The organism is Ensifer sesbaniae (genome assembly GCF_013283665.1).
Classification (GTDB): domain Bacteria; phylum Pseudomonadota; class Alphaproteobacteria; order Rhizobiales; family Rhizobiaceae; genus Ensifer; species Ensifer sesbaniae.
In genome coordinates, this window is record NZ_JABEKU010000001.1 from 208,277 (window position 1) to 233,628 (window position 25,352).

At 61.0% G+C, this 25,352-nt stretch carries 22 protein-coding genes; 17 read left to right on the forward strand and 5 right to left on the reverse strand.

From position 1 onward, the window contains the following. The first annotated feature begins 13 nt into the window (after positions 1-13). Genes BHMPCIPO_RS00960 through BHMPCIPO_RS00975 form a run of 4 tightly spaced genes read left to right on the forward strand, consistent with a single transcriptional unit; the run spans position 14 to position 4,600 of the window. Positions 14-946 (forward strand): carbohydrate ABC transporter permease, encoded by a 933-nt coding sequence (locus BHMPCIPO_RS00960; RefSeq protein WP_173515027.1) that lies wholly within the window; start codon positions 14-16, stop codon positions 944-946. Further along, a complete protein-coding gene (locus BHMPCIPO_RS00965; RefSeq protein ID WP_173515028.1) occupies positions 939-1,832 on the forward strand; it encodes a carbohydrate ABC transporter permease in 894 nt (297 codons plus the stop codon). Before BHMPCIPO_RS00960 ends, BHMPCIPO_RS00965 begins: the two co-directional genes overlap by 8 nt. 2 nt (positions 1,833-1,834) lie before the next feature. Continuing rightward, complete coding sequence (locus tag BHMPCIPO_RS00970) at positions 1,835-3,541, forward strand: GH32 C-terminal domain-containing protein (protein WP_173515029.1); 1,707 nt, start codon at positions 1,835-1,837, stop codon at positions 3,539-3,541. A 12-nt stretch (positions 3,542-3,553) separates the two neighbouring features. Further along, positions 3,554-4,600 (forward strand): ABC transporter ATP-binding protein, encoded by a 1,047-nt coding sequence (locus tag BHMPCIPO_RS00975; RefSeq protein ID WP_173515030.1) that lies wholly within the window; start codon positions 3,554-3,556, stop codon positions 4,598-4,600. 116 nt (positions 4,601-4,716) lie between these two features. Here BHMPCIPO_RS00975 and BHMPCIPO_RS00980 read toward each other — a convergent pair whose 3' ends face one another. Further along, positions 4,717-4,965: a DUF982 domain-containing protein gene (locus BHMPCIPO_RS00980; protein WP_173515031.1), complete on the reverse strand. Its 249-nt coding sequence runs from the start codon at positions 4,963-4,965 to the stop codon at positions 4,717-4,719. A gap of 185 nt (positions 4,966-5,150) precedes the next feature. On the opposite strand from BHMPCIPO_RS00980, the gene BHMPCIPO_RS00985 reads away from it, so the two are divergent. From BHMPCIPO_RS00985 to BHMPCIPO_RS00995, 3 genes are all read left to right on the forward strand, one after another. Then, entirely contained in the window at positions 5,151-5,795 is a 645-nt protein-coding gene (locus BHMPCIPO_RS00985; protein WP_173515032.1) for a glutathione S-transferase family protein, read from the forward strand. A 132-nt stretch (positions 5,796-5,927) separates the two neighbouring features. Beyond that, entirely contained in the window at positions 5,928-6,272 is a 345-nt protein-coding gene (locus tag BHMPCIPO_RS00990) for a DMT family transporter (RefSeq protein WP_173515033.1), read from the forward strand. 3 nt (positions 6,273-6,275) lie between these two features. Then, entirely contained in the window at positions 6,276-6,836 is a 561-nt protein-coding gene (locus BHMPCIPO_RS00995; protein ID WP_173515034.1) for a TetR/AcrR family transcriptional regulator, read from the forward strand. Between the two features lie 823 nt (positions 6,837-7,659). On the opposite strand, the gene BHMPCIPO_RS01000 is transcribed toward BHMPCIPO_RS00995, so the two are convergent. Beyond that, entirely contained in the window at positions 7,660-9,039 is a 1,380-nt protein-coding gene (locus BHMPCIPO_RS01000) for an enoyl ACP reductase FabMG family protein (protein ID WP_173515035.1), read from the reverse strand. Positions 9,040-9,312: 273 nt separating this feature from the next. Here BHMPCIPO_RS01000 and BHMPCIPO_RS01005 point away from each other — a divergent pair, with 273 nt between their 5' ends. After that, the gene (locus tag BHMPCIPO_RS01005) at positions 9,313-9,615 is read left to right on the forward strand and encodes an alkylphosphonate utilization protein (RefSeq protein WP_173515036.1); all 303 of its coding nucleotides are present in this window, start codon (positions 9,313-9,315) and stop codon (positions 9,613-9,615) included. Between the two features lie 257 nt (positions 9,616-9,872). Here the strand turns inward: BHMPCIPO_RS01005 and BHMPCIPO_RS01010 are convergent, their stop codons facing one another. Beyond that, complete coding sequence (locus BHMPCIPO_RS01010; RefSeq protein ID WP_173515037.1) at positions 9,873-11,978, reverse strand: oxidoreductase; 2,106 nt, start codon at positions 11,976-11,978, stop codon at positions 9,873-9,875. A 362-nt stretch (positions 11,979-12,340) separates the two neighbouring features. On the opposite strand from BHMPCIPO_RS01010, the gene BHMPCIPO_RS01015 reads away from it, so the two are divergent. From BHMPCIPO_RS01015 to BHMPCIPO_RS01040, 6 genes are all read left to right on the forward strand, one after another. Then, complete coding sequence (locus tag BHMPCIPO_RS01015; protein WP_173515038.1) at positions 12,341-14,434, forward strand: carboxy terminal-processing peptidase; 2,094 nt, start codon at positions 12,341-12,343, stop codon at positions 14,432-14,434. 568 nt (positions 14,435-15,002) lie between these two features. Next, the gene (locus tag BHMPCIPO_RS33415; RefSeq protein ID WP_282439000.1) at positions 15,003-16,199 is read left to right on the forward strand and encodes a septal ring lytic transglycosylase RlpA family protein; all 1,197 of its coding nucleotides are present in this window, start codon (positions 15,003-15,005) and stop codon (positions 16,197-16,199) included. A 99-nt stretch (positions 16,200-16,298) separates the two neighbouring features. Then, a complete protein-coding gene (gene cysP, locus BHMPCIPO_RS01025) occupies positions 16,299-17,285 on the forward strand; it encodes a thiosulfate ABC transporter substrate-binding protein CysP (RefSeq protein ID WP_173515039.1) in 987 nt (328 codons plus the stop codon). Positions 17,286-17,363: 78 nt separating this feature from the next. Next, on the forward strand, positions 17,364-18,185 hold the full coding sequence (gene cysT / locus BHMPCIPO_RS01030; RefSeq protein WP_173515040.1) for a sulfate ABC transporter permease subunit CysT: 822 nt from the start codon (positions 17,364-17,366) through the stop codon (positions 18,183-18,185). A gap of 62 nt (positions 18,186-18,247) precedes the next feature. Then, the gene (gene cysW, locus BHMPCIPO_RS01035) at positions 18,248-19,060 is read left to right on the forward strand and encodes a sulfate ABC transporter permease subunit CysW (protein WP_246304356.1); all 813 of its coding nucleotides are present in this window, start codon (positions 18,248-18,250) and stop codon (positions 19,058-19,060) included. Next, complete coding sequence (locus tag BHMPCIPO_RS01040; protein WP_173515042.1) at positions 19,060-20,079, forward strand: sulfate/molybdate ABC transporter ATP-binding protein; 1,020 nt, start codon at positions 19,060-19,062, stop codon at positions 20,077-20,079. The genes cysW and BHMPCIPO_RS01040 overlap by 1 nt, the downstream gene beginning before the upstream one ends. A gap of 239 nt (positions 20,080-20,318) precedes the next feature. Here BHMPCIPO_RS01040 and BHMPCIPO_RS01045 read toward each other — a convergent pair whose 3' ends face one another. After that, on the reverse strand, positions 20,319-20,585 hold the full coding sequence (locus BHMPCIPO_RS01045; protein ID WP_173515043.1) for a hypothetical protein: 267 nt from the start codon (positions 20,583-20,585) through the stop codon (positions 20,319-20,321). A 445-nt stretch (positions 20,586-21,030) separates the two neighbouring features. Between BHMPCIPO_RS01045 and BHMPCIPO_RS01050 the strand changes: the two genes are divergently transcribed. The 3 genes from BHMPCIPO_RS01050 to BHMPCIPO_RS01060 all read left to right on the forward strand — a co-directional run bounded on the left by BHMPCIPO_RS01050 (position 21,031) and on the right by BHMPCIPO_RS01060 (position 24,418). Further along, the gene (locus BHMPCIPO_RS01050) at positions 21,031-21,735 is read left to right on the forward strand and encodes a gamma-glutamyl-gamma-aminobutyrate hydrolase family protein (protein WP_173515044.1); all 705 of its coding nucleotides are present in this window, start codon (positions 21,031-21,033) and stop codon (positions 21,733-21,735) included. Positions 21,736-22,005: 270 nt separating this feature from the next. After that, positions 22,006-22,866, forward strand: coding sequence for a LysR family transcriptional regulator (locus tag BHMPCIPO_RS01055; protein WP_173515045.1), 861 nt, complete (start codon positions 22,006-22,008; stop codon positions 22,864-22,866). Positions 22,867-23,020: 154 nt separating this feature from the next. Next, positions 23,021-24,418, forward strand: a complete 1,398-nt coding sequence (locus BHMPCIPO_RS01060) for an amidohydrolase family protein (protein ID WP_173515046.1) — start codon at positions 23,021-23,023, stop codon at positions 24,416-24,418. Positions 24,419-24,598: 180 nt separating this feature from the next. Here BHMPCIPO_RS01060 and BHMPCIPO_RS01065 read toward each other — a convergent pair whose 3' ends face one another. Then, on the reverse strand, positions 24,599-25,303 hold the full coding sequence (locus BHMPCIPO_RS01065; protein ID WP_173515047.1) for a GntR family transcriptional regulator: 705 nt from the start codon (positions 25,301-25,303) through the stop codon (positions 24,599-24,601). Positions 25,304-25,352: the final 49 nt, after the last annotated feature.

Genomic DNA, 25,352 nt, shown 5'->3' on the forward strand with positions numbered 1-25,352 from the left:
TGAGGAGGAGACCATGACTTTGCAACAGACGTCCGCGCCGGCCATTCCGCGCTCGGGCAGGCGGCACGACCGGCAGCGGTTCTGGCAGGAAGTTGCCATGATCGCGCCCGCCGTACTGCTGCTCGCAACCTTCCTGATCACGCCGTTCCTTCTGTCCTTCTGGACGGCGATGACCAACCAACCGCTCGTGCCGCGCCCGACGCCGGTGCGTTTCGTCGGCCTCCTGAACTTTCAGCGGGTCTTCACCGACCCGTTGTTCTGGACGTCGCTCTGGAACGTCACGCGTTTCACGGTCTGGGTGCTGCCCGTTCAATGCGGCCTTGCTTTCCTGACGGCGCTGCTGCTCCACCAGAAGCTGCCGATGCGCAATCTTTTACGCGGCATGTTCTTCCTGCCGGCGATCACCTCCATGGTAGTGGTCTGCGTGATCTGGGGCACGCTGTTCCAGTATCCGAGCGGTCCTCTCAATCAGATCGTTGGTTTCCTTTCCGCCGGTGCGATCCAGCCGATCGATTGGCTTGGCGACCCGAATTGGGCGATGTTCTCGATCGTGTTGCTCTCCGCCTGGCAGGCCTATGGCTTCCAGATGATCATCTACCTCGCAGGCCTGCAGGGTATTCCTGAGGAGCTTTACGACGCCGCCCGCATTGACGGGGCAAGCGCGCTCCGCCGGTTCTGGCACGTCACCATGCCGGGGCTGCGCCCCACCCATGTTTTCGTGCTAGTCATCACCACGATCCAGGCCTTCAAGCTCTACACCCAGGTGGCGATCCTCACCCAGGGTGGGCCGAAGGAAAGCACGGAGACCGTGGTGCACTACATGGTGCGCGCCGGTTTCGAGGAACAGAAGCTCGGTTACGCGTCCGCCGTCTCCGTCATCCTGTTCGTCATCGTTCTCCTGATCGCGCTTCTCCAGCGCAAACTCCTGAGGCGCTTCGATGTCTGATCTCGTGCTCAGCCAGCCCGCCCCGCTGGCCATATCCCGGGGCAACAGCAAGACCGGCCTGCGTATCGTCCAGACCGTTTGCATCTTCATTATCGCGCTGGTGATGATCTCGCCGCTCTTCATGCTGCTCATCGCCAGCCTCAAGGATGATCGCTTCCGCATCCTCGCCGACATGGGCAGCTTCCGAGCCTTCTGGGTGAATGATCCGACGCTCTCGAACTATAGGGAGATCGCCAATTTCTCCGGCGAACTCGCCTATGGCCGCTATCTCTTCAATTCATTGGTGATCCTCGTCGTCACAGTCGTTTCCGGACTGATCATCAATTCCATGGCAGGCTTCGTGCTGGCTTGGGGCTCACTGCGCGGCAAAGCCATCCTGCTTGCGCTCGTCGTCGCGCTCTATGTCATCCCGCAGGAGAGCATCATCATGCCCCTCGTCGTCATGATGTCTCGGGCGGGTTTGACGGATACCTTCGCCGTACAGATTCTGCCCTGGGTGGCGAGCCCGCTCTACGTCTTCCTTTTCTATCAGTTCTTCGCGCAACTGCCGAAGGAACTCTACGAAGCCGCAGAAATGGATGGGGCCTCGATCTTTCGCATCTATCGATCGATCTACATGCCGCTCAGTCTGCCGGCGCTTGCGACGGTTTCGATCCTCATGGGGATCGAAAGCTGGAACCAGTATCTCTGGCCGACGCTCGTCACCCAGACCGATTATGCAAGGCCGATTGCCGTCGCGATCGCGACCTTCTTCGGACAGGACAGCATCTACTGGGACCGCGCCATGGCCGCGTCTGTCCTGATGATGATCCCCGTCCTCATCCTCTACCTCGCATTCCAGCGTTGGTTCGTAAGCTCGTTCGTCGGCTCTGCCGTGAAAGGTTGACTATGACTCTCCAAGCAAAACCTGTGAACGCCGCACTTGAAATCATAGAGACCGACCTTCCTGCCGGGACGGTGTTGCATCTCTGGTTGAAGGCGCGCTCGGCTGGCAGCGAAGCGAAGCTCTTCGTCACCGTTGGCGGCAATGATCTTGCCTCTCCGTCGACCCATCGCGCAGCGGAGTTCGAATTCTTCGCGGTCGCTCTGGAGGCAGGCGGGCGCACGGTGCTCGCCTGCGACGCGACCACAACGGCGGTTTCCGTCGCCTATGCCTTTCATCCGCAGATGGTACTGGAGGAGGGGATCCATGTGCTCTTCTGCGATACCCGCACGGCACCGCCGCAACTGCCGGCCGGATATCACTTCCGGCCGCCCTTCGGTTGGATGAACGACCCGAACGGTTTTGGTCGATTTGCCGGCCGCGGTCATCTTTTCTACCAGCACTATCCGCACGGCCTGCGCTGGAACACCATGCACTGGGGCCATGCCGTCTCAAAGGATTTCATCCGCTGGACGCACCTGCCGATGTTCCTCTTCCCGGCAGACCATCTTTGCGAGACGGACGACGGCCGCGGCGGCGCCTTCTCCGGATCGGCCATCCCCATTTCCGGCTCGAAGGGGGAGGAGATCCGCGTCTTCTATACCGAGCATGTCCGTGACCGCGAGCCGGAAGAACAGATCCAGCTTTCCGCCCTCAGCCGCGACGGTATCGTCGCCGGTCAATCAGAGGTGGTCCTGCCAGTGCGTCCGGATGGCCTGAACCTCACCACCGATTTCCGCGACCCTTATGTGTTCAAGGGCCCGGACGGCCGCTGGAAGATGCTGCTCGGCAGCCGCGACAGGGCGGGCGGCGTCGTCCTGCTCTATGAGACGACGGACCCTGACGGTGCCACCGGCTGGACGTTCCTTGGCATCATTCATCGCGAGGACCGTTTCGGTATGACCGCAGCGGAATGCCCCTGCATGGTGCCGGTCGGCGGCAGGGCCGAAGACCCGGATACCCGCTGGGCGCTGATCTTCGGGTTGCTCACGAGCCGCGACCCCGCCACCGGGCGCCGCAACCTCACCTCCGTCACCGTCGGCCGCTTCGATGGCCGCGCTTTCACGGCGCAGTTCGAGCAGGAACTGGATTTCGGCTCCGACGCCTATGCCTTCCAGGCCTTCGTCGATGGCGACGAGCCGGTCGGCATTGCCTGGCTCGCCAACTGGACGGACTTTTCCAAGAAGGACGATTTTCCGACGGCCATGACCCTGCCGCGTCGTGTGCTTCTCGATGGGGACGCTGTCCTGACGCCGCCTGTCGCAGCAGCCGAGAGCCTCCGCCACGTGCTGCTCGATGAAACGGCGCTTGGCGCCGGCGAGACGGTTCCGCTCGGCAACGGCGCGGTCGAGATCGCGCTCTCGTTACCCAAGCCCGGTACCGCGTTTGCGCTCACTTTCGATCATCCGGACGTCGAGCTCGGCGTGAAGCTTGATGGCGATGGCCTGGCGATCGTCTTCGATGCCGGTACTGGGAAAGCGCCTCCGCGCTACCTCGCGTGCGGCGCCAAACCTTCGGAACTGCGCATCTTCCTCGACGCCGGCTCCATCGAAGTTTTCGCCGACAATGGGCGCTGGACGGGCACCAAGCGCATCCCCGGATTTTCCGCGGCGCGTTCGGCAACGCTGACCGCTGCCGAGGTGAGCGCAAAAATCTGGCAACTCAAGCTTTGAGGGAGGAAGAAAATGGCATCGGTAGCGATCGATCGCATTCTGAAACAATTTGGCGCAGCGTCCGTCATCCACGGCGTTTCCGTGGATATCGAGGACGGCGAGTTCGTCACGCTCGTTGGACCCTCGGGATGCGGCAAGTCCACGCTTCTGCGCATGCTGGCCGGCCTGGAAGACATCAGCGGCGGTGAGATCCGTATCGACGGGCGCGTCGTCAACGAGGTGGCGCCAAAGGAACGGGACATAGCCATGGTGTTCCAGAGCTACGCGCTCTATCCACATATGACGGTCGCCGAGAACATGGGTTTCGCCCTGAAACTCCAAGGCCGCGACAAGGCGACGATCGACAAGCTCGTGAACGAGGCGGCCGGCATCCTGGCCCTCGAACCGTTGCTCGACCGTCTGCCGAAACAGCTTTCCGGCGGCCAGCGCCAGCGCGTCGCCATGGGGCGCGCCATCGTGCGTCATCCCAAGGTGTTTCTGTTCGACGAGCCACTGTCGAACCTCGATGCGAAGCTGCGTGTAACCATGCGCAGCGAAATCAAGGACCTGCACCGACGGTTGGGGACTACCATCGTCTACGTCACGCACGATCAGATCGAGGCGATGACCATGGCCGACAAGATCGTCGTCATGCGCGCCGGCCGCATCGAGCAGGTCGGCAAGCCGCTCGAGCTTTATGATCGCCCTGGCAATACCTTCGTTGCCACCTTCATCGGTTCACCAGCGATGAACCTCTTTGACGGCGCGATAAGCGACGATGGCTTCCGCATCGAGGGTGGACTCTTTCTGCCGCTGCCGGCTGCCATCGGCCACAGCGCGGCCCGCACCTACGGCATCCGTCCGGAAGACCTCGATCTCGCCGAAACGGGCGTCCCGGCAACGGTGCTCACCGTCGAACCGACGGGGGCGGAAACTCATCTTTCGGTGCGGGTCGGTACACAGACAGCTGGGATCGTACTGCATCGCCGGGTGGACCTCGAACCCGATCAGCAGATCCACATCGCTCCAAAGACGGACAAGATCCATCTGTTCGCCGCCGATGGCACGCGGGTCAATTGATCCGCCGGGACGAGGTGCGGTTCCGGCTCAATGCCTTCAATGGCGTGGGCGGCAGGCGCGCAGGGAGAGAACCTGTAGCAATCGTCGCCACCCGTGTGGTCGCGACCAGTTGCGGCTTAGGATGGAACGTCGTCGTCCGAGACCGGGAACGACGATTCGATGGCTGCGCCAATGAAGGCTTTCCGCGAGAGCTGAAGCTCGTCGCCGCGCTCCAAGGCAGCATGGCAGCGATTTCTTGCCCGCTCGTAGAACCATCCGCCTTGCGGCATTTCGCTGAGATATTGCAGCGCATCCTGTGGCCCGTTGATGTAGCGCTCGCCTTTCTCGCCAACCCTGACGGGGCGATCCCAAATCATAGCTTGCATTTGCGTGACCTCCGGTTCGGCGCAGAACGCCTGGCCTGGAAATTTGTTCCGTTGGCGCGGAGAGGTTCAATGGCGACCGCTCCTGATCCCAATCCTGGCGTGCGCCGATGTGTGAGCCGGATTTTCTGGCACAACCTTGCGGGGTAGCGATCAAACTGGCACCTTGCGCTGTGAGGAAAATAACGATGGCCGATACGCAAGCACATTACCGCCTCTACGGCGTTCCGGGCTGGGGCTCCGTTCTTGTCGAAGCGGTGCTGGTGCGCGCGCGGCTGCCCTATACGCTCGAGGACGTCACGGGGTTCGATAGGCCCGGACCGGCCCGGGACCGTCTTCTCGCCGTCAACCCGCTCGCACAGGTGCCGGTGCTCGTCCTTCCCGATGGCACGGTGATGACGGAGAGCGCGGCCATACTCCTTCATCTTGCGGAGACCTATCCGGAAGCCGGACTTGCACCGCCGGTAGGGGACCCGCTTCGCCCCGTCTTTCTCCGTCGTCTGATCTGGCTCGTGACTGCCCTGTACGGGACGTTCACCTACGCTGACTACCCGGAACGCTGGGCTCCGAGCATGCCTGACGAGCTGCGGGGCAGAGTGCTCGGACGTCGCATGGACCTGTGGCGACAGTGGGAGGACGAGATTGCACCTGCGCCGTGGGCGCTCGGAGAGCCGTTCTCGGCGCTTGACATCTGGATCGCAGCGATGACGCGCTGGCGACCGGGACGTGACTGGCTGGCGGCAAATTGCCCAAAGCTGCTCGGTATCGCGCTGCGTGTCGACGCGGATCCCGACCTGCGCGAACTATGGGCGCGCAACTTCAGCACGATTTAAGTCAGCGAGCGCGCTGAGAGGGTGCGCCAGGCCCGTCGGTCATCGACATTGATACGCGACAAAGAACGCCTCTTGCAAAGATACCGACCGCGCGGTATGTTTACGGCTGTCGGGTTAGAAAAAGGGAAAGCCATGAACTCCGCCGTCTTCGCCTATGCGGCTTTGGGGCTCGCAATCATCTTGGAGGTCGCAGGATCTGTATTCTTGCAGAAGTCCGTCCAGTTCACGCGCCTGTGGCCGACACTTGCCATGGTGGCGCTCTATGCGGGGTCGTTCTATTCCCTGACCCACGCAATCAAGGCAATCCCGCTGAGCATTGCTTACGCCATCTGGGGCGGGGCAGGCATCATCCTGACGGCGACGGCCAGCTATCTGATATTCAGACAGGCTCTCGACTTCGCCGCGATCGTCGGCATCGCCTTGATCGTCTCTGGCGTTTTCGTGATCAACCTGTTCTCGCAGACGGCGGTGCACTAGGCGATGAGCTACAGTCGAAAGAAGCAGCCGGAACAGGTACAGCGTGCCTTGCTCGAATGCGCTGCGAAGATCGCTGCGGATCAGGGAATTTCCGGCGTCACGGTGCAGGCTGTCGCCGATAGTGCCGGGGTCACGAAGGGAGGGCTGTTCCACCATTTCCCGTCGAAACAGGCGCTGCTGGACGGTATGGTCGACGCGCTGCTCGAGAAACTCGACGCGGAAATAGATTCGTCCATCGCAGAAGACCCTGTCCCTTACGGAAGCTTCACGCGCGCCTATGTGAAATCCGTGTTTGTCGGGAAGGCATTTGGCTTCGAAACCCCGTGGTCGACCCTGTTTGTGGCGGTGATCGGCGATTCGGTGCTGCGCCGCCGATGGGGTGAATGGTTCGGCGAAAGATTGGAACGGCACAGAGCCACGGATGACGACCTAACACTTAACGTGGTCCGGCTGGCGGCCGACGGGGCATGGCTCTCCTACGTGACCGCCGATTCAAAAGTCGGCGGGCTCGAGCTTGATGCGTTGAGGGCGCACTTGCTGTCGCTGACCGTCAAGCCCCGCTGATCCCACTGGAGTTCCCAGTCCGCCATTCGTCCTGACGCGTCGGCTGCTCCCAGGGCGCGCGGTCCAGGCAAAGGGCGAAAATTACTGGAGCTGCCGGCGTTCCCAACGATCGCGTTGAAGCGCCCCGGGCAGAAACTGCGGCTTTAGCCGGGTGAGCGCCGCCTCTTCAGCAATCCCAACCGCGAGCCGCGAGTTTGGACACCGCGGAGTATCGAAGTGAAGGGCTGAACCGCCAAAGCTCATCAGGCCATCCGTCCACGCACGAGGACGCTTGTGATTTGCTGCTTGTTTACCCGGCACCTTGGGAAACATTTGGGAGCCAAATGCCCTCGGCTCCACGCCATCCGGCAGCCGGGATGTCGCATTTTTGATCGAACTGGCCGATGGGCGCCCGGCGTTCGCAATTCTCCGCGGTTTTGAATTTGTGGCCCGCAATCTGCACAGCATCCGTTTCCGCATGGGCAATGCCACATGTGGAGAGGGTCAGCGCCGTTAAGACGCACAGAGTACTCTTCGGCATATCGCACTCCTCCTGTTTTTTAGGGAATCCTGATTCTACATCAGGTAGAGGAGGCTGGTCTTTAATCATTCCGAAGTAGCGAGGAGGGGTCATGCGCCTCGCCGGTGCAATACATGTAACATCCACCGCAATCGATGGAGAAATCGTGCCCGGCCTTCAGGGATAGTTATATTGTTCGGCATCCTGACCGAAGTGGATCATGCCGATCCCGAGCGTAGCATTCAGGCGAAGGCAGGCGCGACCCTCCCGGGCCCTTGAAGCTCCCGGGGAGATGTCTGCTTCCGATCCAGCACTGGGAAGGTGTTAGGCCACCTCGACCTGAGTATCCTTCGTCGCTTGCGCAATCGACGGAGCCGGAGGCTCCCATTGCAGGTGGGAAGCATTGAGCCGGCGCGCCACGATATCGTGGTTAAGCCATTGGACGGGACCGGACGGTTCTGAAGACGCGCCGAAGATCAGCTGCCCCGTCGCCTCCACCACGAGAGCACTCAGGTGGTCGCTGATCATCACCTTGCTGTCGCGATGCATCTGTGTGATCTCGTTGGACGTGCCGATGGTCAGGTCGGACTGTGCCTGACTGTTCGCCATGGGCCACGCCGAGAAGTCGTAGAACGGACGCATGACCTCGTTGGCCTGCATATCGGTAATCTTCTGGAACACATCCTTCATCGTGAAGCCATCTGCCAGAAGCTGCTGGCAGGCCTGCCACTGGTACTCCGCCCATTGGCCGCCGTTCTCCTTCTTCAACGCAAGCAGCAGCGGTATCAAGGGAAGCTCGATGCCCGTGAAGACGTCGGACGAATTGGTCCGGATCTCGGGGCAGTTGTAGACGGTTGCCTTGATACCCGCCTCCCAGGCTTCCTGCGCGATGCCTTCGAGCCGCATCTTGGCGTAGCCTTGCGTGTAGTTGGTGTAGGTCTGCCAACGGTAGCTCCCGTCAATCAGGACGGCCGTTCCGTGGTAGCCGTAGGCCGTATAGCGGACCTGGCCGCCCGATGCCTCGATGCGCTGCCGGATCGCCGTGCTGAAGTCGATGAGATGCCGGAAGGTGATTGCGGAGACTTCGTCGAAATTCTGCAGGATGAGCTTGCCCATGTCGCTGTCGAGCAGGGCTTGCGACGACATGTGGCGGGCACCGCGACCCTTGTAGATTCGATTGGCAATGACCAGGAAGACCTTCGCTTTCGGGATGCCTCCGGCCATCGTATGGGCGAAAAAGACGTTACGGCCGTCGGCAATCATTCCGTCGAGGACGGCCATGACCTGTTTGAGCGAATTCGTGAACCGCTCGGTGGCGATATTGCGGCACTGTTCGAGGTAGTCCCAGTCGAGCCTGTCGTCTTGCCAGCTCTCCAGCGTCATGTTCGCCAGGAGATCGGTCGCAGTAGGGCCGCCTGCCGGAGCGTCGAGGTCGAAGCCGGCCATCAGGGGTATGTTGATGATCTTGCCGCCGAGTCGGCCTTCGGCGGCAGAGAGTTCCTCGGCGTTAAGAGGACGCAGCGCATTGTTCTCGTCGCGCCGTCCGACCGTGATTCCCACGATCTCCATTCCAACCCGCCGGGCTTCGTCGAGCAAGCCAGTCGCGTATCCGCGACCGAACAACTCGCCGAAGAGGACGAAAACATCTCCTTTGCGAAAGACGTTGTTTTCGGCAAGGCGGTTGAATGCGATCGGGTTTTCCATGCGGTCAGCTCTTCGGTCCGTTGGTCGTCGAGCGGTGGCTCAGACGAACTTTGATCGTCACATGACCACAATGGCTCGCAATGGGAAGTCATTTTAAATGACCGTTCATTTCAAAACGTGAAGTCGCGTAAAGGCCTCTCGGTATCTGACGCCAACTCGGCCGAGATTTGCCTCGGCGCTGCATTCGATATAGAGGCACTCATTGGCCGCTCCGGTTGGAGCCGTCCGCATGACCAAGAGTCACGGCGCAATTCGATACGATGCAGGGAAGAAATGAGCGATCAGAACGACGACTATGTGTATGACGAGGCAACAGGCGAGTGGCGACCCGCCTCCGAAATCGCTGCAGAAAAGGCAAAAGCCGCCGAGGTGCGCGATGCATCGGGCAACGTTCTCGCAGACGGCGACTCCGTCGTCCTGATCAAGGACCTGAAGGTCAAGGGCGCCGGTCAGACTCTCAAGCAGGGAACGGTCATCAAGTCGATCCGCCTCACGGACAATCCGGAAGAGGTCGACTGCCGCCACGATACGATCAAGGGCCTGGTGCTGCGTACCGAGTTCGTCCGCAAGCGCTGAGCCATGGCCCTTCGGCGTTTTGTTGTCCCGTGACGGCGGCGCCGCTTTGGCTGCAACCGACCGGTTGCATCCAATCTGCCGCCGAATGCCGGCGCTCGTCGTGCGAGCGCCGCGACGCGGTCGTTTGGATTGGCTATCTGGACATCGACCGGCAGGGTGGAGTTCTCACTCTCGAACTGGATAGGCGGACCGAAGGGCGGCTCGTCGCCAGCGCTCAGCCCCTCTGTCCTTTCGATAGAATGAAGCCCCACCTTGGCCTAGCGAATCCCAATCTCGCCAGGTCTGTCGTGAAGGGTCGCAATGTCTTCGCGCCGGAAGGGGACCATGTCCCTGTCGACGTGCTCCTGATAGGTTCGGGCATATTCGTGACCCGAATAGACGGCGGCAGCGATGAGGCCGGGTGCCAGGCAGTCGCCTAGCCGGACAACGGTCTTGATGCCGGCATCGGCCCATTCCGCTTCCCGTGCTTTCAGCTCATGCCACAAGGTTTCGTCGGGTAGCCGTGCCGTGACCGGAACGAGTGTGCCGCAGTCGATCTGTCGCGTCTTTGCGCTATAGATGCAGGAGAGCTCGAGCCGATCCTTCGTGCGGCCGGCAAGCGCCATGGCGGGGATGATGTCCACGCCGAGCTCGATGAGACGCCGTTGCACGCGTCCCTGTTCCAGCGTGTTCTTGCTCCACGGTGACACCTGAGATTCGGGCGTCACGAAGGTTACGGTTCGGCCAGCCCTGGCCAGCAGCTCAGCAAGCACACTGCCCATGTAGAAGCAATCGTCATCGAAGATTACGACCGGACCGTCGACGGATACGGCCGCGACGCCGTCGGCAAGAAGGGCATCGGGCGAAACGAGAGCGCCCTGCGAAATGAAGTCGAGGGGCTGCCGGTGCGTGCGGCCGACGCCGTCGCATCGCCAGCGCGCGCCGGTCGCAATCGCGACGTGAGGCATGCCGTATTGCAGAACGTCGTCGGCGCTCAACGGGCTGTGCAGGTAGAGTTGGGCATTCACCTGCGTGCTTAGCTGACCGACGCGCCAGTCGCGCACACGGCCCCAGGTCGCAAGCCCCGGCAGGCGACATTCGCGCGCGACCCGACCACCCCATTCTCCGCTTCCTTCCGCGAGCACGACGTCGACGCCGCGCTGGGCAAGAGCACGCGCCGCTTCGAGGCCGGCCGGACCGCCACCGATGATGAGCGCCGGCTCGGGCGCCCGTGATGGTGCCATGATTTCCGGATGCCAGCCCTTGCGCCACTCTTCGCCGATCGTCGGGTTCTGCGTGCAGCGCATCGGTACGTTGGTATTGTCGCCGGACGCACAGATGTTGCAGCCGATGCATTCGCGGATGTCGTCGATGCGTCCCTCCTCGATCTTCTTCGGCAGGTAAGGATCGGCGATCGACGGCCTTGCCGCGCCGATGAAGTCGAGAATGCCCTGGCGGATCACCCGCACCATGCTGTCCGGCGAGGTATAGCGCCCGACGCCGACCACCGGCCTGGTCGTGACGGATTTGACGAAACGCGTATAGGGCTCCTGGTAACCTTCCTCGGAGAAGCGCGCTGTTTGGCTGTCGTTGGACCAGTCGGAAAGGTTGACGTCCCAGAGGTCGGGAAGATCGGCGAGCGCCGAGATGATGTCCTTGCCTTCTCCTTCGCTGGTGATGCCGGAAGGCCCCATCAGCTCGTCGACTGCGAGGCGCACGGCGAGCGCACAGGTATCGCCGACCGCTTCGCGCGTGTCCTCCATAATCTCCCGGAACAGCCGCAGCCGGTTCTCGAAGGAGCCGCCATACTCGTCACTGCGCTGGTTGTGGCGGCGCGACAGAAAGTGCTGCAGCACGCTCATGTCGTGACCGGCATAGACATAGATGATGTCGAAACCGGCTCTCTTGGCACGCAATGCGGCGTTGCGATACCAGCGGCGCATGTCTGCAATATCGGTCTTATCCATGGCGCGCGCCTGGACGGGGTCGAGGCTGTCCGTGATGGCATGCGACGGGGCAAGCGGGATCATCCGGCTGAAACGGTTGGCGACATGCAAACCGTTATGCACGAGCTGGATGGCCGCTAAGCTTCCGTGGTGATGGATGCGCTCGGTGACTGCGGAGAGTGCGGGCAGATCGCCCTCGTCCCAAAGGCGCGCTTCGTTGGCCGGCGTCAGGTCCGAGGTTGGATGGATTTCCGCCTCCTGGGTAGAGACGACCGCCCAGCCACCCTCGGCCTTCATGCCGCGCAGTTGCGCCTCTGCGTTCGGATACCGGTAGCCCATGCCGGAACAGTGCGGCACCTGGTAGAAGCGGTTGCGCGCCGTGACGGGGCCGATCTTGACGGGTTCAAAGAGAATGTCGAAGCGGGGGTCTCGGGACATCGTCACTACCATGAATAAGAATTTGTTTTCGGCGGCCAGCCGCAACGCGTGGCGAGCCCAGATTAACCGGGCACGGCCGCCTCGCAAGATCATTGCTATACAATTGTATAGTTTCTTCAATGGCAAATTGTTTTGATGTCATTTCGCTTCGTCATGATCCCGGCAGTGGCGAGAGTGAGGCTTCGCCTGCGGGCGGCGCGCTCTTCTTTCGTATCCACGACGATGCCGACCTAATGGCGCGTTTGCGCGAGCGTGGGTCGAACGCCCGCTGCCGCGTGTGATCCCCCGGTTGCCAAAAAACCATAATTGTTTCACCAAGATTGGCATCTACACTCGGCATTTGAGAATTGGGTTAACGCTGAATGCGCATATCACACGTCTTCCTTGGTGCATTTCTTGCACTCGTGCACTCCGCCTATGCCGAAGTTGCGCCTCCGCCCGTTTTGGAGCCGGTCAAGCAACAGGCACAAGCTGCCCAACTGAGTGCAAAATTTCTTACGCGTTTCAGCTACAAGCCCGTTGCGCTCGACGACGCCTTGTCGGCCACGATCATGGATCGGTTCATCAAATCACTCGATCCAGACCGCGTGCTCTTCCTGCAAGCGGACATCGACAGGTTCATGTCTGAGCGCAGCGAGATCGACGACGCCATCAAGCAGAAAGATCTGTCGATCCCGTTTGAGATCTTCAACGCCTATGGGAAGCGCGTCGTCGACCGCATGAGCTACGCGCGCGACTTGCTTAAGCAGGACTTCGATTTCCGCGCGCAGGAGAGCTATTCCGTGCTGCGCGACACCGCGCCTTGGCCGCAATCGGAAGCCGAGAGCAATGAGCTTTGGCGCAAACGCGTAAAAAGCGACTGGTTGCGGTTGAAACTGGGCGGCAAGAACGATGCGGCTATTCGCGAGACGCTCGCCAAACGATACACAAACGCTCTCGAGCGCGCCTACAAGTACAAGAGCGATGACGTTTTCCAGTCGTTCATGAACGCCTACACAACGTCGGTCGACCCGCACACGGACTACTTCGGCACCGCCGCCTCGGCCGACTTCAATATCGCCATGAAGCTTTCGCTGGTCGGTATCGGTGCGGTTCTGCAGGAACGCGACGATTACACGACCATCCGTGAACTCGTGCCTGGCGGGCCGGCGCAATTGTCCGGCAAGCTTGCGGTCGGAGACCGCATTACCGGCGTTGGCCAGGGCAAGGATGGGCCGATAAAAGAAGTAGTGGGCACGCGCCTTGATGAAGTCGTGCAAATGATACGCGGGAAAAAGGGATCCGTCGTACGCTTGGACATTCTGCCGGCGGATGCCGGAGCAGATGCCACCCATCGCGTGGTGACCCTGGTGCGTGACAAAATCAGCCTCGAAAAACAGGCGGCCCAGAAGCGGGTGCTGTCTGTGAAAGTGGGCGAAACCACGCGCAAGATCGGGGTGATCACTCTGCCAGCATTCTACGAGGATTTTGAAGCCCGGCGCAAAGGAGACAAGAATTTTAGAAGCGCAAGCCGCGATGTCGGAAAGCTTCTCGACGAACTGAAGTACGAAAAAGTCGACAGCGTTCTTGTCGACGTGCGCAACAATGGCGGCGGCTCACTGGACGAGGCCATTGAATTGACCGGCCTGTTCATCGGCAAGGGGCCGGTCGTTCAGCAGCGTGGCAGCGACGGAAAGGTCGCTGTAACAAGTGCAGACTTTCCGGCGCCCGTCTGGACAGGCCCTGTAGGCGTTCTGATCAACCGCGGGTCGGCGTCGGCTTCGGAGATTTTTGCCGCGGCCATACAGGATTACGGTCGAGGCGTGATCATAGGCGAACCCAGTTTCGGCAAGGGCACCGTTCAAACTGTCGTGGACCTCGACCAGCTCGTCCGCAACAGCAAACCCGAATTCGGCCAGCTGAAAGTGACAATTGCCCAGTTTTTCCGGATCGACGGCGGTACAACGCAGTTGCGCGGTGTGACGCCTGACATCAACTTGCCGGGACTTTCTGATCCGACACGCTTTGGCGAGACTAGCTACGACAATGCTTTGCCGTGGACGCAGATCAAGCCCGCGAAATATGCGCCCGCAGACAGTGTAGCGACGCTGCTTCCGAAACTGCAAAGCCGCCATGACGCACGGGTCGAGAGCAATCCAGACTTCCAACGCCTGTTGAAAGACATTGCGGACATGAAGGCGCAACGCGAGAAAGGGACTATCTCCCTCAACGAGGCCGAACGCCGCAAAGAAATGACCGCCCGAGAAAATCGGTTCAAGTCTCGAGCGCAAGCAAGCGATGGCGGCGACGCCGGCGAAGACGATGGCCTCAATGCAAACGAGCGCAGCCTGAGTGCTGAGCTTGCCATTGAGAATGCCCGCAAGAACGCAAAGGATGTCTTGCTGGACGAGGCTGCCGCCATTCTTGCCGATGAGGCGGATTTGCGGGAAGGAAGGCTGAAGGCAGCCACCAAATAATCGGGAAATGCAGTCGGGAAATAGTCAGACCGGCCCGCGCAAAGGCAATGCTCGGGTTGGGATCCTGTCTTCGCTCTTTGTAGTAGCCTGGAGCATTTCAAGGCGGCGAGAGGTGCGCCGCCTTCGCTGCGGCAGGATCGTCCAAAACAGCGGAGGGTGAGCGGCCGCCCCGTCAACGAGGCCCAGGCTTGCTTTTTACAAGCGGTCGCAGGCGAAACGTACCAAGCCTTTCAACCGGCGAACCAGTCTCGCGCCATGGCAGCCGGCTTTTGCGGTCGGGTGAAAGTGCAGTCGCATAGGCGGCCGGCGTTCCCGGCTGCCATCCAGGCAACAGGACGGCGCAAAATTCGTGCGTCCCAATGGAACTTTCGCCCTCAGACCCGATTTGGCGACCGTATCAAGGATGGAGCGAATCAATGGCGCGCTCCCGGATTCGGCAATGCGTCGACGCATGCTTCGGCTGCCTTTCAGTCTGTCGCTCGATCTGGCTTCGAGCGTGCAATCAGCATGAACCTTCGTGTCGAGAGATCTCGCGGATGCGCGAAAGGCCGTCGCCAGCGTAGGAAAGATGGTTATCGATGTCGGTAAGGCCGTCAGAGGCGCGCGATGCCTGGCGATCGTAATGGTCTGCGCCTGCTGCGCCAGCTGCACGATCACACAAGCTCCGGGCGGCTACCACATCAAGGAATATTCCGAGAAGGCCCACGGCGTGAAGGCGGGCCTCCGAGCCCCCCACAGCAAGCACATTCGCAAGAGCGGTGGTCGCTACATTATCGGCAAGCCCTATCGGATGAAAGGCACGCGCTATTTTCCGAAGGAAGATCCAACCTACGACAAGAATGGATTCGCCTCCTGGTACGGCTCGGCCTTTCGTGGGCGCTTGACCGCAAACGGCGAGGTTTATAACCCGGGTCAACTTTCCGCGGCGCACCCGACCCTTCCCTTGCCCAGCTACGTGCGGGTGACCAATCTCGACAACGGTTCTTCGCTCATCCTGCGCGTCAACGATCGTGGTCCGTTTCATCAGGGCCGCATCATCGACGTTTCCAGGAGGGCAGCGGAGATGCTGGACCTGAAACACCGTGGGACCGCCCCGGTTCGGGTGCAGTATATGGGCCGCGCCCGCTTGGACGGACATGATGCGCGCTACCTCATGGCCTCCTACGTCAGGAAACACGATCACTTCCCCGACATTCATCGCAACCTCCCGAACGCAACCGGCATGATGGTGGCCTCGATGAGGTCTGCGGGCGACCATTGGCAGAGACATGGCCGATCGCTCTGGTCTGCAAAGACGGACCTCGTCGGCAATAGGCCGAGCCCCTCCTACGGAGCAGGGATCGACGTCGCATCTGCATCCCAGACATCCGCGCAATTCGTGATGTTCGCGAAGATCGGCCACACGATCTCTGAGCGGCCGTCGAGCGGCGTTGCAAGCGTTCGCGACGTGGTGACGTTCGATGTCAGATATTGCCTGGAGGAGCAAGAGAGCAGTAACGCCGTGCGCGACAAGTGCGGGGTTCTCCCGCTGCCGGCGGGCAATCGCAACGAGCGCCTGGTCGGCGTGATTTCCAGAAAGCACCCGCTCAGCGGCTACCGCTGGCGAGGGAAGCCATCCTATTCACGAAGCGGGTCTTTCCAGGCGCTAGAAAGGAGGCAGCGCATGTGGACGGGTTCGGCGTATACGGCTTGCCCGGCGACCCTGTCCGCGCTGACCCGTACAAGGCCCGCAGGCAAAAACTCTGCAAATTGTGGCGAAAACTAGACGGAATTTCTAAGGCCTTGCACAACCAAGGTGCTCGCTCCCTCGCGCGACAACACGCACGCCGATAGGTTTTCAGGGAAAACAACACCGGAGAATTGCATGAAACGCCTCCTCATTCTCGGCGCTACCCTTGCCGCGCACTTCGTGACTCCTGCGCTGGCCGAGGAGCCTACGAAGCTCCTCAACGCCTCCTACGACGTTTCGCGAGAGCTTTTCGTCGCCGAGAACGAGGCGTTCATCAAGCAGCATCCGGGCGTGACGATCGACCAATCGCACGCCGGCACCTCGAAGCAGGCCCGCTCGATCCTCGAAGGTCTCGAGGCCGACGTCGTGACCTTCAACCAGACCACTGACATCGAGTTCCTGGCCAAGAACGGGTTCGTGGCCAAGGACTGGGCCAAGGCCTTCCCGAACAACGCCTCGCCGTTCTATTCTTTCCCGTCGTTCCTGGTGCGCACCGGCAATCCGAAGAACATCAAGGACTGGAGCGATCTGGCGCGCGACGATGTTCATGCCGTCTTCCCCAATCCGAAGACTTCCGGCAACGCCCGCTACACCTATCTCGCCGCTTACGCCTGGGCCAAGGAGGCCTACGAGGGCGACGAAGCGAAGATCGAAGCCTACATCACCAAGATCTTCGACAACGTACCGGTCTTCGACACCGGCGGCCGCGCCTCCACGACGACCTTTGTCGAGCGCGAGACCGGCGATGTCTTGATCACGTTTGAGGCCGAGACCCGCAGCATCGTCAAGCAGTACGGTGCCGACAAGGTCGAGAGCGTCATCCCATCGGTTAGCCTGCTCGCCGAATTCCCCGTCGCCGTCGTCGAAAAGGTCGCTGAGAAGCACGGCACCGAAGCCCTGTCCAAGACCTATCTCGATTTCCTCTACACCGAAGAAGGCCAGCGCATCGCCGCTGAATTCGGCCATCGCGTCCGCAACGAGAAGGTGGCCGGCGCGTTCAAGGATCAGTTTCCGGCAATCCGCCTGGTGAACGTCGACGACGTCTTTGGCGGATGGGGCAAAATCCAGACCGAACACTTCGCCTCCGGCGGCGTCCTGGACAAGCTCTACGGCAGCCGCTAAGCGCCACCCGATTTCGCTTTCAGCCAGCCCGGCGGACGAACCGTTTGCCGGGTTTCACCATGACAAGGAAGTGGCCGTTTGAGACGCAATGTCCTGCCCGGATTACGCCTGTCGCTGGGTGTGACGCTGCTCTATGTGAGCTTGATCGTCGTCCTGCCGCTGGCAGCACTCGTGTTCAAGGCGGCGAGCCTTGGCCCTGCCGATTACTGGCAGATCGTCTCGTCGTCGCGGGCTCTCGCGAGCTATCGCGTCACAGTGCTCGCCGCTCTTGCCGCGACCTTCTTCAATCTTTTTTTGGGCCTGGCGCTCGCCTGGACCCTGGTGCGCTATCGCTTTCCGGGAAGGCGCATCGTTGATGCGATGGTCGATCTGCCGTTTGCGTTGCCCACCGCAGTCGCCGGCATTTCGCTGACGGCTCTTTTCACGACGAACGGCTTGTTCGGCTCCATCCTCAGCGATTTTGGCATCAAGGTTGCCTACACTCCGCTCGGCATCATGATCGCCATGTGCTTCACTTCGCTGCCCTTCATCGTGCGCACGGTGCAGCCGGTGCTGGAAGATCTCGACCCGTCGCTGGAAGAGGCGGCCCAGTCGCTTGGCGGCTCGGACTGGGCGATTTTCCGCAAGGTCATTCTTCCGCTCCTCACGCCAGCGCTTCTGGCGGGCGTGTCGCTCTCCTTTGCCCGTTGCCTCGGCGAATTCGGCGCGATCATCTTCATCGCCGGCAACCAGCCGATGTCGACCGAAATTACCGCCCTGCTGATCTTCATTCGGCTGGAGGAATACGATTATCAGGCCGCGGCAGCGATCGCCTCCGTCCTGTTGTTTACAGCCTTCTTGATGCTCGGCATCACGAATTGGCTGCAGGCAAGAGCGCTGCGCTACACGCTGAGGACCTGACCGTGAGAAAACGAACCGGCTGCACTCCGCCCCGCGTCGGCGACGGACCCTTCTTCCGTCGCATGCTGATCAGCATCGTCCTTGTCGTCGGTGCCTTCCTCATCCTCGCACCCCTCTTGATCATTGGCGTCGAAGCCTTTGCCAAGGGGTGGCAGGTTTATCGCGACACGATCCTTCATCCCGACACCCGGCACGCGATCATGCTGACAGTGCTCGCTGCGCTCGTTGCCGTTCCGGTCAATACCGCCTTCGGTATCGCCGCGGCTTGGGCCATCACCAAATTCGACTTCCGCGGCAAAGCCTTCCTGCTGGTCGTCATCGAAATCCCGTTCTCGGTCTCGCCGATCGTTGCGGGTGTCGCCTACCTCTTCGTCTACGGGCTGCAAGGCATATTCGGCCCGACGCTCGACGCCCACGGCATCAAGATCCTTTTCGCCATCCCCGGCATCATCCTGGCCTCGATGTTCGTCACAGCGCCGTTCGTCGCTCGCGAACTCATTCCGCTCATGCAGGCCCAGGGCAGGGATCTCGAAGAGGCCGCGACTTCGCTCGGGGCATCCGGTTGGCGCACCTTCTTCTCCGTTACGCTGCCAAACATCAAATGGGCGCTGCTTTATGGCGTCGTTCTTTGCAATGCTCGCGTCATGGGCGAGTTCGGCGCGGTATCGGTTGTTTCGGGCAATATCCGCGGCCAAACCAACACGCTGCCGCTCCATATCGAGCTGCTTTACCACGACTACCAGGCGGCAGGCGCCTTCGCGTCCGCGTCCATTCTGGCGCTCATCGCCGTCTTCACCATCATTGCCAAGCTGGCGCTGGAGCGCCGCGGTGCGGGCCGTGTCCGTCCGGCAGTCAATCCTGCGGAGAAAGCATAATGAAAATCCGCCTTGATCACGTCGTCAAGATTTTCGAAACCTTTCGTGCCGTCAAGGACGTCTCCCTGGAGGTCGAAAGCGGCGAGCTCGTCGCGCTGCTTGGGCCGTCCGGTTCCGGCAAGACGACCATCCTGCGCATGGTTGCAGGCCTCGAATTCGCCGATAGCGGCAACATCTATTTCGGCGATCAGGATGCGACCGACATCCCGGTGCGCGACCGCGGCGTGGGCTTCGTGTTCCAGCACTATGCACTTTTCCCACATATGACCGTTGCGGAAAACATTGCCTTCGGCATGGACGTGTCGAAGGTGAAACGCGAGAAGGCCGCGATCCGTGCGCGGGTGAAGGAGCTCTTGCGGCTGGTACGCCTCGAAGGGCTGGGTGACCGGTTTCCGGCGCAGATCTCAGGAGGACAGCGTCAACGTGTGGCGCTTGCGCGTGCGCTCGCGGTCGATCCAAAAGTGCTTCTCCTCGATGAACCTTTTGGCGCGCTTGACGCCAACGTCCGGCGCGAGCTTCGCCGCTGGCTGCGCGAGATCCACACCACGCTCGGCATCACGACGCTTTTCGTCACCCATGACCAGGAAGAGGCTCTCGACCTCGCCGATCGCGTCGTGATCTTGAAGGATGGCCACATCGTCCAACAGGGAACGCCGGAGGCGGTCTGCCGCGATCCCAAGTCGGCATTTGTCATGAAGTTCCTGGGCGATGCCAACATGCTCGCCGCCGACGTGCGCGACGGCAAGGCCTATGCCGATGGCGCGGTGATCGACGCGGCGGGTTTGGCAGATGGCAAGGCCGAACTCTACGCCCGTCCTGGCGATCTCGACTGGGCGCCGCAAGGGGCAGGCATCGCGGCCACGATCAGTCGGGTCATGGACCGGCCGGGCGGTCGCCGGGTGATTGCGACCACTCGCGACGGCGTGCATCTGGAACTCGACCTGGAACCGGAACGCGCCGTGACATCCGGCGACAATGGTTTCGTTACGCTGCGCCGTGCCAAGGTCTTTGCCGCCTAGACGCTGAGATTGCACGATTCTGATGGTTCGAGCCGGCGTGCGGAACTTTGGTGACGGCAATTGCGAGAGCCTCACTGCCTGCCTGCCGCGCATTCGCTGACCGCCGTTATGTGATGGATATCCAGTTCCGGCTGCTGATCGCGATTGGGCAACGAACCGGCACCCCGGATAAAGGGCGGGCGCGGATAGGGGCGTTGTGCGGAGCGGTATTTTCGGCACCTCCGGGACCATCGAGGCAGTTACAGAGCTCCCGGTTTGAGCGGCTCTGTCAGCCGCGTCAGCAGCGCTACCACTTCGGCCTGCAGATCCAGGCAGGTTTGCTGATGCTCCCATACCTGCTTCTCGCGGCGTGGAAGTTCCCGCAAAAGGTTGTCGAGTGTCATCGACTCGCGGGCATAGGCCTCGAACAGACCGTAGAGTTCATGGTTCTTTGTGATGCGCAGAAGTTCGCGATGCCGTGGAAGCACCAGCGCAAGGCGAGCCCGGCCGAGTTGTACCAAACCCATATCGTCTCATGTCCTTTGCTCTGACCTGTGGTCCGTCTGGTACCTCGCCCAGGTCATCTCCTGCGGTCCGGCGCGTGAAAGCACCGGAAAAACAGGAAACGCTGCAAGACGAGAACGGGTTCCCGACGATCGATGGTCGCTGCCGAACGACACCCGAGACACGCCAGGAGCCGCGATCGATGGCACTCGTGGATGCGGATGTCACGCACGAGACTTGCTGCCGGCGGCGACAGACGACGACGGTGTCGGCGAGAGTTCTGCCCTTCGCCGACGGAGCGCTGCCCTTGGATAAATAACTGAAATATAAAGGCGACTTGGCCCGGCCAGTGGAGCGTGGTCGGCAAACTCCCGTTCGAAGGTAGAGGCGACGTCGGTCTGAAAAGGACTACCTGTGTGATCCGGATGGGATAAATATGCGTAGGACTTCCAGATTCAGGATGAACCAATGAGCCGCATGCCGAAGATCGCCGTGATCATGGACGAAAACACCAGCTCAGGGGGCGGACGCTATGATATCTCGAAGAATTACTTCTCTGCGCTGCGCCACGCGGGCGCCTTCGCCTTCGGTATTCCGTACATCCCTGACATGGTCGGCCAGGTCATCGAGGAGTTCGACGGGTTCCTGAGCGTCGGCGGCCGTATCAACTTTCCGAAAGATTGGTACGTCGAAGGGGACCAATCCCGGTACCCGCCCTCGGATCGTCTTGCCGTCGATATGGCATTGATGGAAGGGTTTCTTGCGCGTGACAAGCCTGTGCTTGGCATCTGCAATGGCATGCAAATGCTTGGATGCCTGAACGGCTGCCGGATGGTTTCGGATGTCCACTCTTCGTGGCCGGAAGCCCTCATTCACGACCAGGGAAATCTGTCACATGAGGTGCGCGCCGTCGCCGGCACGAGAATGGCCGATATCTTCGGCGCCGAAACGTTCGCCGTGAACACGTTTCATAGAGAGGCCATTGTGGAGGTGCCCAATACAGTGACCGTTACGGCTCGAGCACCGGATGGAGTCGTCGAAGCGATCGAGATCAGCTCGCAGTCTTTTGCCATGGGGCTTCAATGGCACCCGGAACTGCTGGATGCCGAAAGCCATCCGGGCGCCCGCGTATTTGACGCGTTTGTAGAAGCTGCAAGCTCCCGTTCGGCTTGAAAAACGGCATGAAGGCTGAGTGCATCGCTTCTCCAACAGAAGCTCGCCCTCGTGATGGTTGGCGGGCTCCGTTCTGGAGGCCGCTGTAGCGCAGCAACTCCGGAACGCGCAGAGAACTTTTGCCTTTGCATGCAGGTTGTATACAAGATAATAAATTCAGTGCATTCAATCTTGGTGTTACGCGTGAACTGGCCTGCCTGGGAATCGCACGGCGCGGCGATTGGCTGACGAGCCCTCGCCCAACCGGCTCCAGCGCATTCGGGGGGACGAATGAACCGTTATCCCATGTTCAATCCCCAGCTGTTGCTCAGCTTTGTCGCCATTTGTGAAAGCAACAGCTTCACCCGCGCTGCCGAGCGGGTAAACCTTTCCCAATCGACAGTCAGCCAGCAAATTCGCCGACTGGAAGACATGCTCGGGAAAGCGCTTTTCGAGCGCTCATCGCATCTGGTGCAACTGACGGAAGAGGGCGTCAAGTTGCTGAGCTATGCACGGCGCATCATCGCGTTGAACGAAGAGGCGCATGATGCCTTGGCTGGTCCCTGGCGTGACGGCGTGCTCCGGTTGGGAATGCCTGAGGATTTCACGGTACCGACGGTCGACTTGCTGGCGTCGTTCAACAGCCAGCATCCACACTTGCGATTGGATGTCACCAGCGGCCTGAGCGCGGATCTGCAACTTGCCTACCGGGAGGGAGAGCTCGATCTCATCCTCGTCAAGCAGCGCCGCAAGCAATTGCCGCGCGCCGCCAGACCCGAACCCCTGCTGTGGTTGGACAGCGTCGTGCGTCCGGCGATCGAACAATTGCCGGTGCCGCTGGCAGTGTTTCCGCTCAACGGCCTCTATCGCGAGGAATTGTGCCAGGCGCTCGACAGCCTGGGTATACGCTGGCGCATTAGCTACTGCAGCGCCAGTCTCGCGGCCCTGGCCGCCGCTTCCGCTGCCGGTCTTGGCGTCAGTCTGTTGCCCGCCAGCTGCAGGCTGCCGTCCCATCGCGTGCTGGGTGCCGCCGAGCGCCTGCCGCCTGTCGATGACTTCGAGCTGGCTCTCTTTTATCGCGACAACGCCAGTGCCGCCACGCTCGCGCTGGCGGAGCGCCTTATCGAGTATTGTGGCCTGAGGCGGTCATAGACGGAAGCGTCTCCCTCGCTTGTCATTGACTATCACTACGAAGCTGGCCGCATGCATTGGCAAATCGAATAGCCAGCATTGGCAAATGTCGCTGCCATGCCTTGGCGCCGTTCGGTAGATTGCCGGCTCTAATACTATCCATGATGAGGCAATGATGTTGGAACAGATGCTACCGCAAAGCCGCAGGACCTTTCTCAGCCGGACCGGGATGCTCACCACCGCTTGCGCTGTCGCTGGCTTTGCTGGCGGAGCGGTTCGCGAGGCATCGGCCAGCGCCGGTGACGGTGCCGGCGAGACAAATACCAAGACGCTCGCGGATCGCCACTACGTTTTGACCGGCGTGCGATTGGAGGAGGGGTTTGAGCGCGACGGCGATATCGTCGTCGCCACGCGGACTGCGCTCTACGCGTTGGAGATCAAGGACGGCGCGATCGTTGCCTTGCATCCGGAAAAGGCGACCTTGCCCGGAAGTGTGCCGCAGTATCAGGCTCATGGCCAGCTTCTGTTGCCGGCGATGCGCGACATGCACATCCATCTGGACAAGACGTTCTATGGCGGCCCTTGGCAGGCGCCGCGCCCGCGTCAGGGCAAAACCATCATGGATATGATCGCGCTCGAGGAGAAGCTGCTTCCTCAGTTGCTGCCGACCTCGCGAGAGCGGGCCGAGGGGCTGATCGCCCTCCTGCAGTCCAAGGGAACAACCGTCGCGCGTAGCCATTGCAACATCGACCCCGTTAGTGGCCTCAAGAGCCTCGAGCACCTGCAGCAGGCATTGGAGAACCATCGTGACGATTTCGTGTGCGAGATCGTCGCCTTCCCCCAGCACGGCCTGCTTCACTCCAAGGTCGACGGTCTGATGCGCGAAGCGATGCAGATGGGCGTTCAGTATGTCGGCGGCCTGGACCCGACGAATGTCGACGGCGCCATTGAAAAGTCACTCGATGCCATGTTCCAGATCGCCCTGGACAACGGCAAAGGGGTCGACATTCATCTGCACGAAACGAGCCCTGCTGGTGTTGCGGCGGTCAATTACATGATCGAGACCGTTGAAAAGAACCCGGCTCTGCGTGGCAAAGTCACGATCAGCCACGCCTTCGCATTGACCACACTTGCTCCGGAAGCCTTGGAGGAGACAGCCTCGCGCCTCGCGGAACAGAAGATCTCGATTGCCTCGACGGTGCCGATCGGAGCGCTGATGATGCCCTTGCCGCAACTGTCTGAGAAGGGGGTCTTCGTCATGACCGGAACCGATAGCGTCATCGACCACTGGTCGCCATTCGGCAGCGGGGACATGTTGGAAAAGGCGTATCTCTATGCGCAGCTTTATCGTGGGTCGGACGAATTCCGCCTCTCGCGGTCCATGTCGATCGCCACCGGCGGCATCCTGCCCCTCGACCACGAGGGCAAACGGGCCTGGCCAAATGTCGGCGACGAGGCCTCATTCACGCTTGTCGGGGCGAGCTGCTCGGCAGAGGCAGTGGCCCGCGTGCCGGCGAGGTCCGCGACCTTCCACAAAGGGCGCCTGGTGTCGGGCGGGCTCGGCGAGGCCTGATAAAGCTCAGGGTTTCCCTGTGACCACTTCGACGTTCGTCATCGCGGAGCCGGGCAGCGTCTGCCCCTTGCCGAATGACGAAGTGGGCCAGGGGCCGATGCCGCGGATGTCCAAGGAAAGGCTCGCGCGCCGACTGCCGCATAAGGCTCCCGGATATCTTCCGGGAGCGCCGCGTTTCGTCTAGGCAAGGCCCTCCGCCACAGCGTAGGCGGAGAGCACCTCCTTGATGTTTCTGTCCCCGTCGGTCGGAAGCAACGCACGCGTCGTCACGGAGTCGAGGTGATGTGCCATGAGGGCTGCCGCCTCGTCGGTCTTGCCGGCGATCAATTTGTCCAGAAGCTCCTGGTGCTCCGATACGGCGCATTCCGAAGAATGCGGCCGCCCATAGAGTGCAAGGATCAGGGAACTGCGCGCGACCAGTTCGTTCACGTAGCGGATGAGGCTGGCGTTGTTCGTCATCTGAGCAAGGAGTGTGTGGAATTCGCCCGCCAGGCGGATCGATTGAGCGCGCTCCTTCTTCGCGGCTTCCTCGGCTTCAATATGAGACGAGAGAATGCCGATTTGCTCTTGCGTCAGTTTTCCGGAAAGCGTCTCTACCACAAGACGTTCCAGCGCCATTCGGGTAAGGAACAGATTGCGTCCTTCCTCAAGGGTTGGCCGCGCAACCACTGCTCCCCTGTTTGGCCTGAGCTCTACCAGCCCTTCCTCGCTCAGGCGAACCAGCGCCTCGCGCACCAGGGTTCTGCTGACCCCCAGCCTTTCGCCGATTGAATCTTCCGGCAGCTTCGATCCTGGAGACAGCGCCTGATCAAGGATTGCCCGCTTCAGGACGCGATGAACGGCCTGAGCGCGGCCACCGCCCGTTTCGTTCTCTTTCTTTGCCATACTGGTCACTCCGAGCCGTCGCAATTATCTCTTCGAATTGCATACAAAA

Coding starts and splice junctions, on each gene's coding strand:
- BHMPCIPO_RS00960 (WP_173515027.1), top strand. CDS start 14: ATGACTTTGCAACAGACGTCCGCGCCGGCCATTCCGCGCTCGGGCAGG.
- BHMPCIPO_RS00965 (WP_173515028.1), top strand. CDS start 939: ATGTCTGATCTCGTGCTCAGCCAGCCCGCCCCGCTGGCCATATCCCGG.
- BHMPCIPO_RS00970 (WP_173515029.1), top strand. CDS start 1,835: ATGACTCTCCAAGCAAAACCTGTGAACGCCGCACTTGAAATCATAGAG.
- BHMPCIPO_RS00975 (WP_173515030.1), top strand. CDS start 3,554: ATGGCATCGGTAGCGATCGATCGCATTCTGAAACAATTTGGCGCAGCG.
- BHMPCIPO_RS00980 (WP_173515031.1), bottom strand. CDS start 4,965: ATGCAAGCTATGATTTGGGATCGCCCCGTCAGGGTTGGCGAGAAAGGC.
- BHMPCIPO_RS00985 (WP_173515032.1), top strand. CDS start 5,151: ATGGCCGATACGCAAGCACATTACCGCCTCTACGGCGTTCCGGGCTGG.
- BHMPCIPO_RS00990 (WP_173515033.1), top strand. CDS start 5,928: ATGAACTCCGCCGTCTTCGCCTATGCGGCTTTGGGGCTCGCAATCATC.
- BHMPCIPO_RS00995 (WP_173515034.1), top strand. CDS start 6,276: ATGAGCTACAGTCGAAAGAAGCAGCCGGAACAGGTACAGCGTGCCTTG.
- BHMPCIPO_RS01000 (WP_173515035.1), bottom strand. CDS start 9,039: ATGGAAAACCCGATCGCATTCAACCGCCTTGCCGAAAACAACGTCTTT.
- BHMPCIPO_RS01005 (WP_173515036.1), top strand. CDS start 9,313: ATGAGCGATCAGAACGACGACTATGTGTATGACGAGGCAACAGGCGAG.
- BHMPCIPO_RS01010 (WP_173515037.1), bottom strand. CDS start 11,978: ATGTCCCGAGACCCCCGCTTCGACATTCTCTTTGAACCCGTCAAGATC.
- BHMPCIPO_RS01015 (WP_173515038.1), top strand. CDS start 12,341: ATGCGCATATCACACGTCTTCCTTGGTGCATTTCTTGCACTCGTGCAC.
- BHMPCIPO_RS33415 (WP_282439000.1), top strand. CDS start 15,003: ATGGTTATCGATGTCGGTAAGGCCGTCAGAGGCGCGCGATGCCTGGCG.
- cysP (WP_173515039.1), top strand. CDS start 16,299: ATGAAACGCCTCCTCATTCTCGGCGCTACCCTTGCCGCGCACTTCGTG.
- cysW (WP_246304356.1), top strand. CDS start 18,248: ATGCTGATCAGCATCGTCCTTGTCGTCGGTGCCTTCCTCATCCTCGCA.
- BHMPCIPO_RS01040 (WP_173515042.1), top strand. CDS start 19,060: ATGAAAATCCGCCTTGATCACGTCGTCAAGATTTTCGAAACCTTTCGT.
- BHMPCIPO_RS01045 (WP_173515043.1), bottom strand. CDS start 20,585: ATGGGTTTGGTACAACTCGGCCGGGCTCGCCTTGCGCTGGTGCTTCCA.
- BHMPCIPO_RS01050 (WP_173515044.1), top strand. CDS start 21,031: ATGAGCCGCATGCCGAAGATCGCCGTGATCATGGACGAAAACACCAGC.
- BHMPCIPO_RS01055 (WP_173515045.1), top strand. CDS start 22,006: ATGAACCGTTATCCCATGTTCAATCCCCAGCTGTTGCTCAGCTTTGTC.
- BHMPCIPO_RS01060 (WP_173515046.1), top strand. CDS start 23,021: ATGTTGGAACAGATGCTACCGCAAAGCCGCAGGACCTTTCTCAGCCGG.
- BHMPCIPO_RS01065 (WP_173515047.1), bottom strand. CDS start 25,303: ATGGCAAAGAAAGAGAACGAAACGGGCGGTGGCCGCGCTCAGGCCGTT.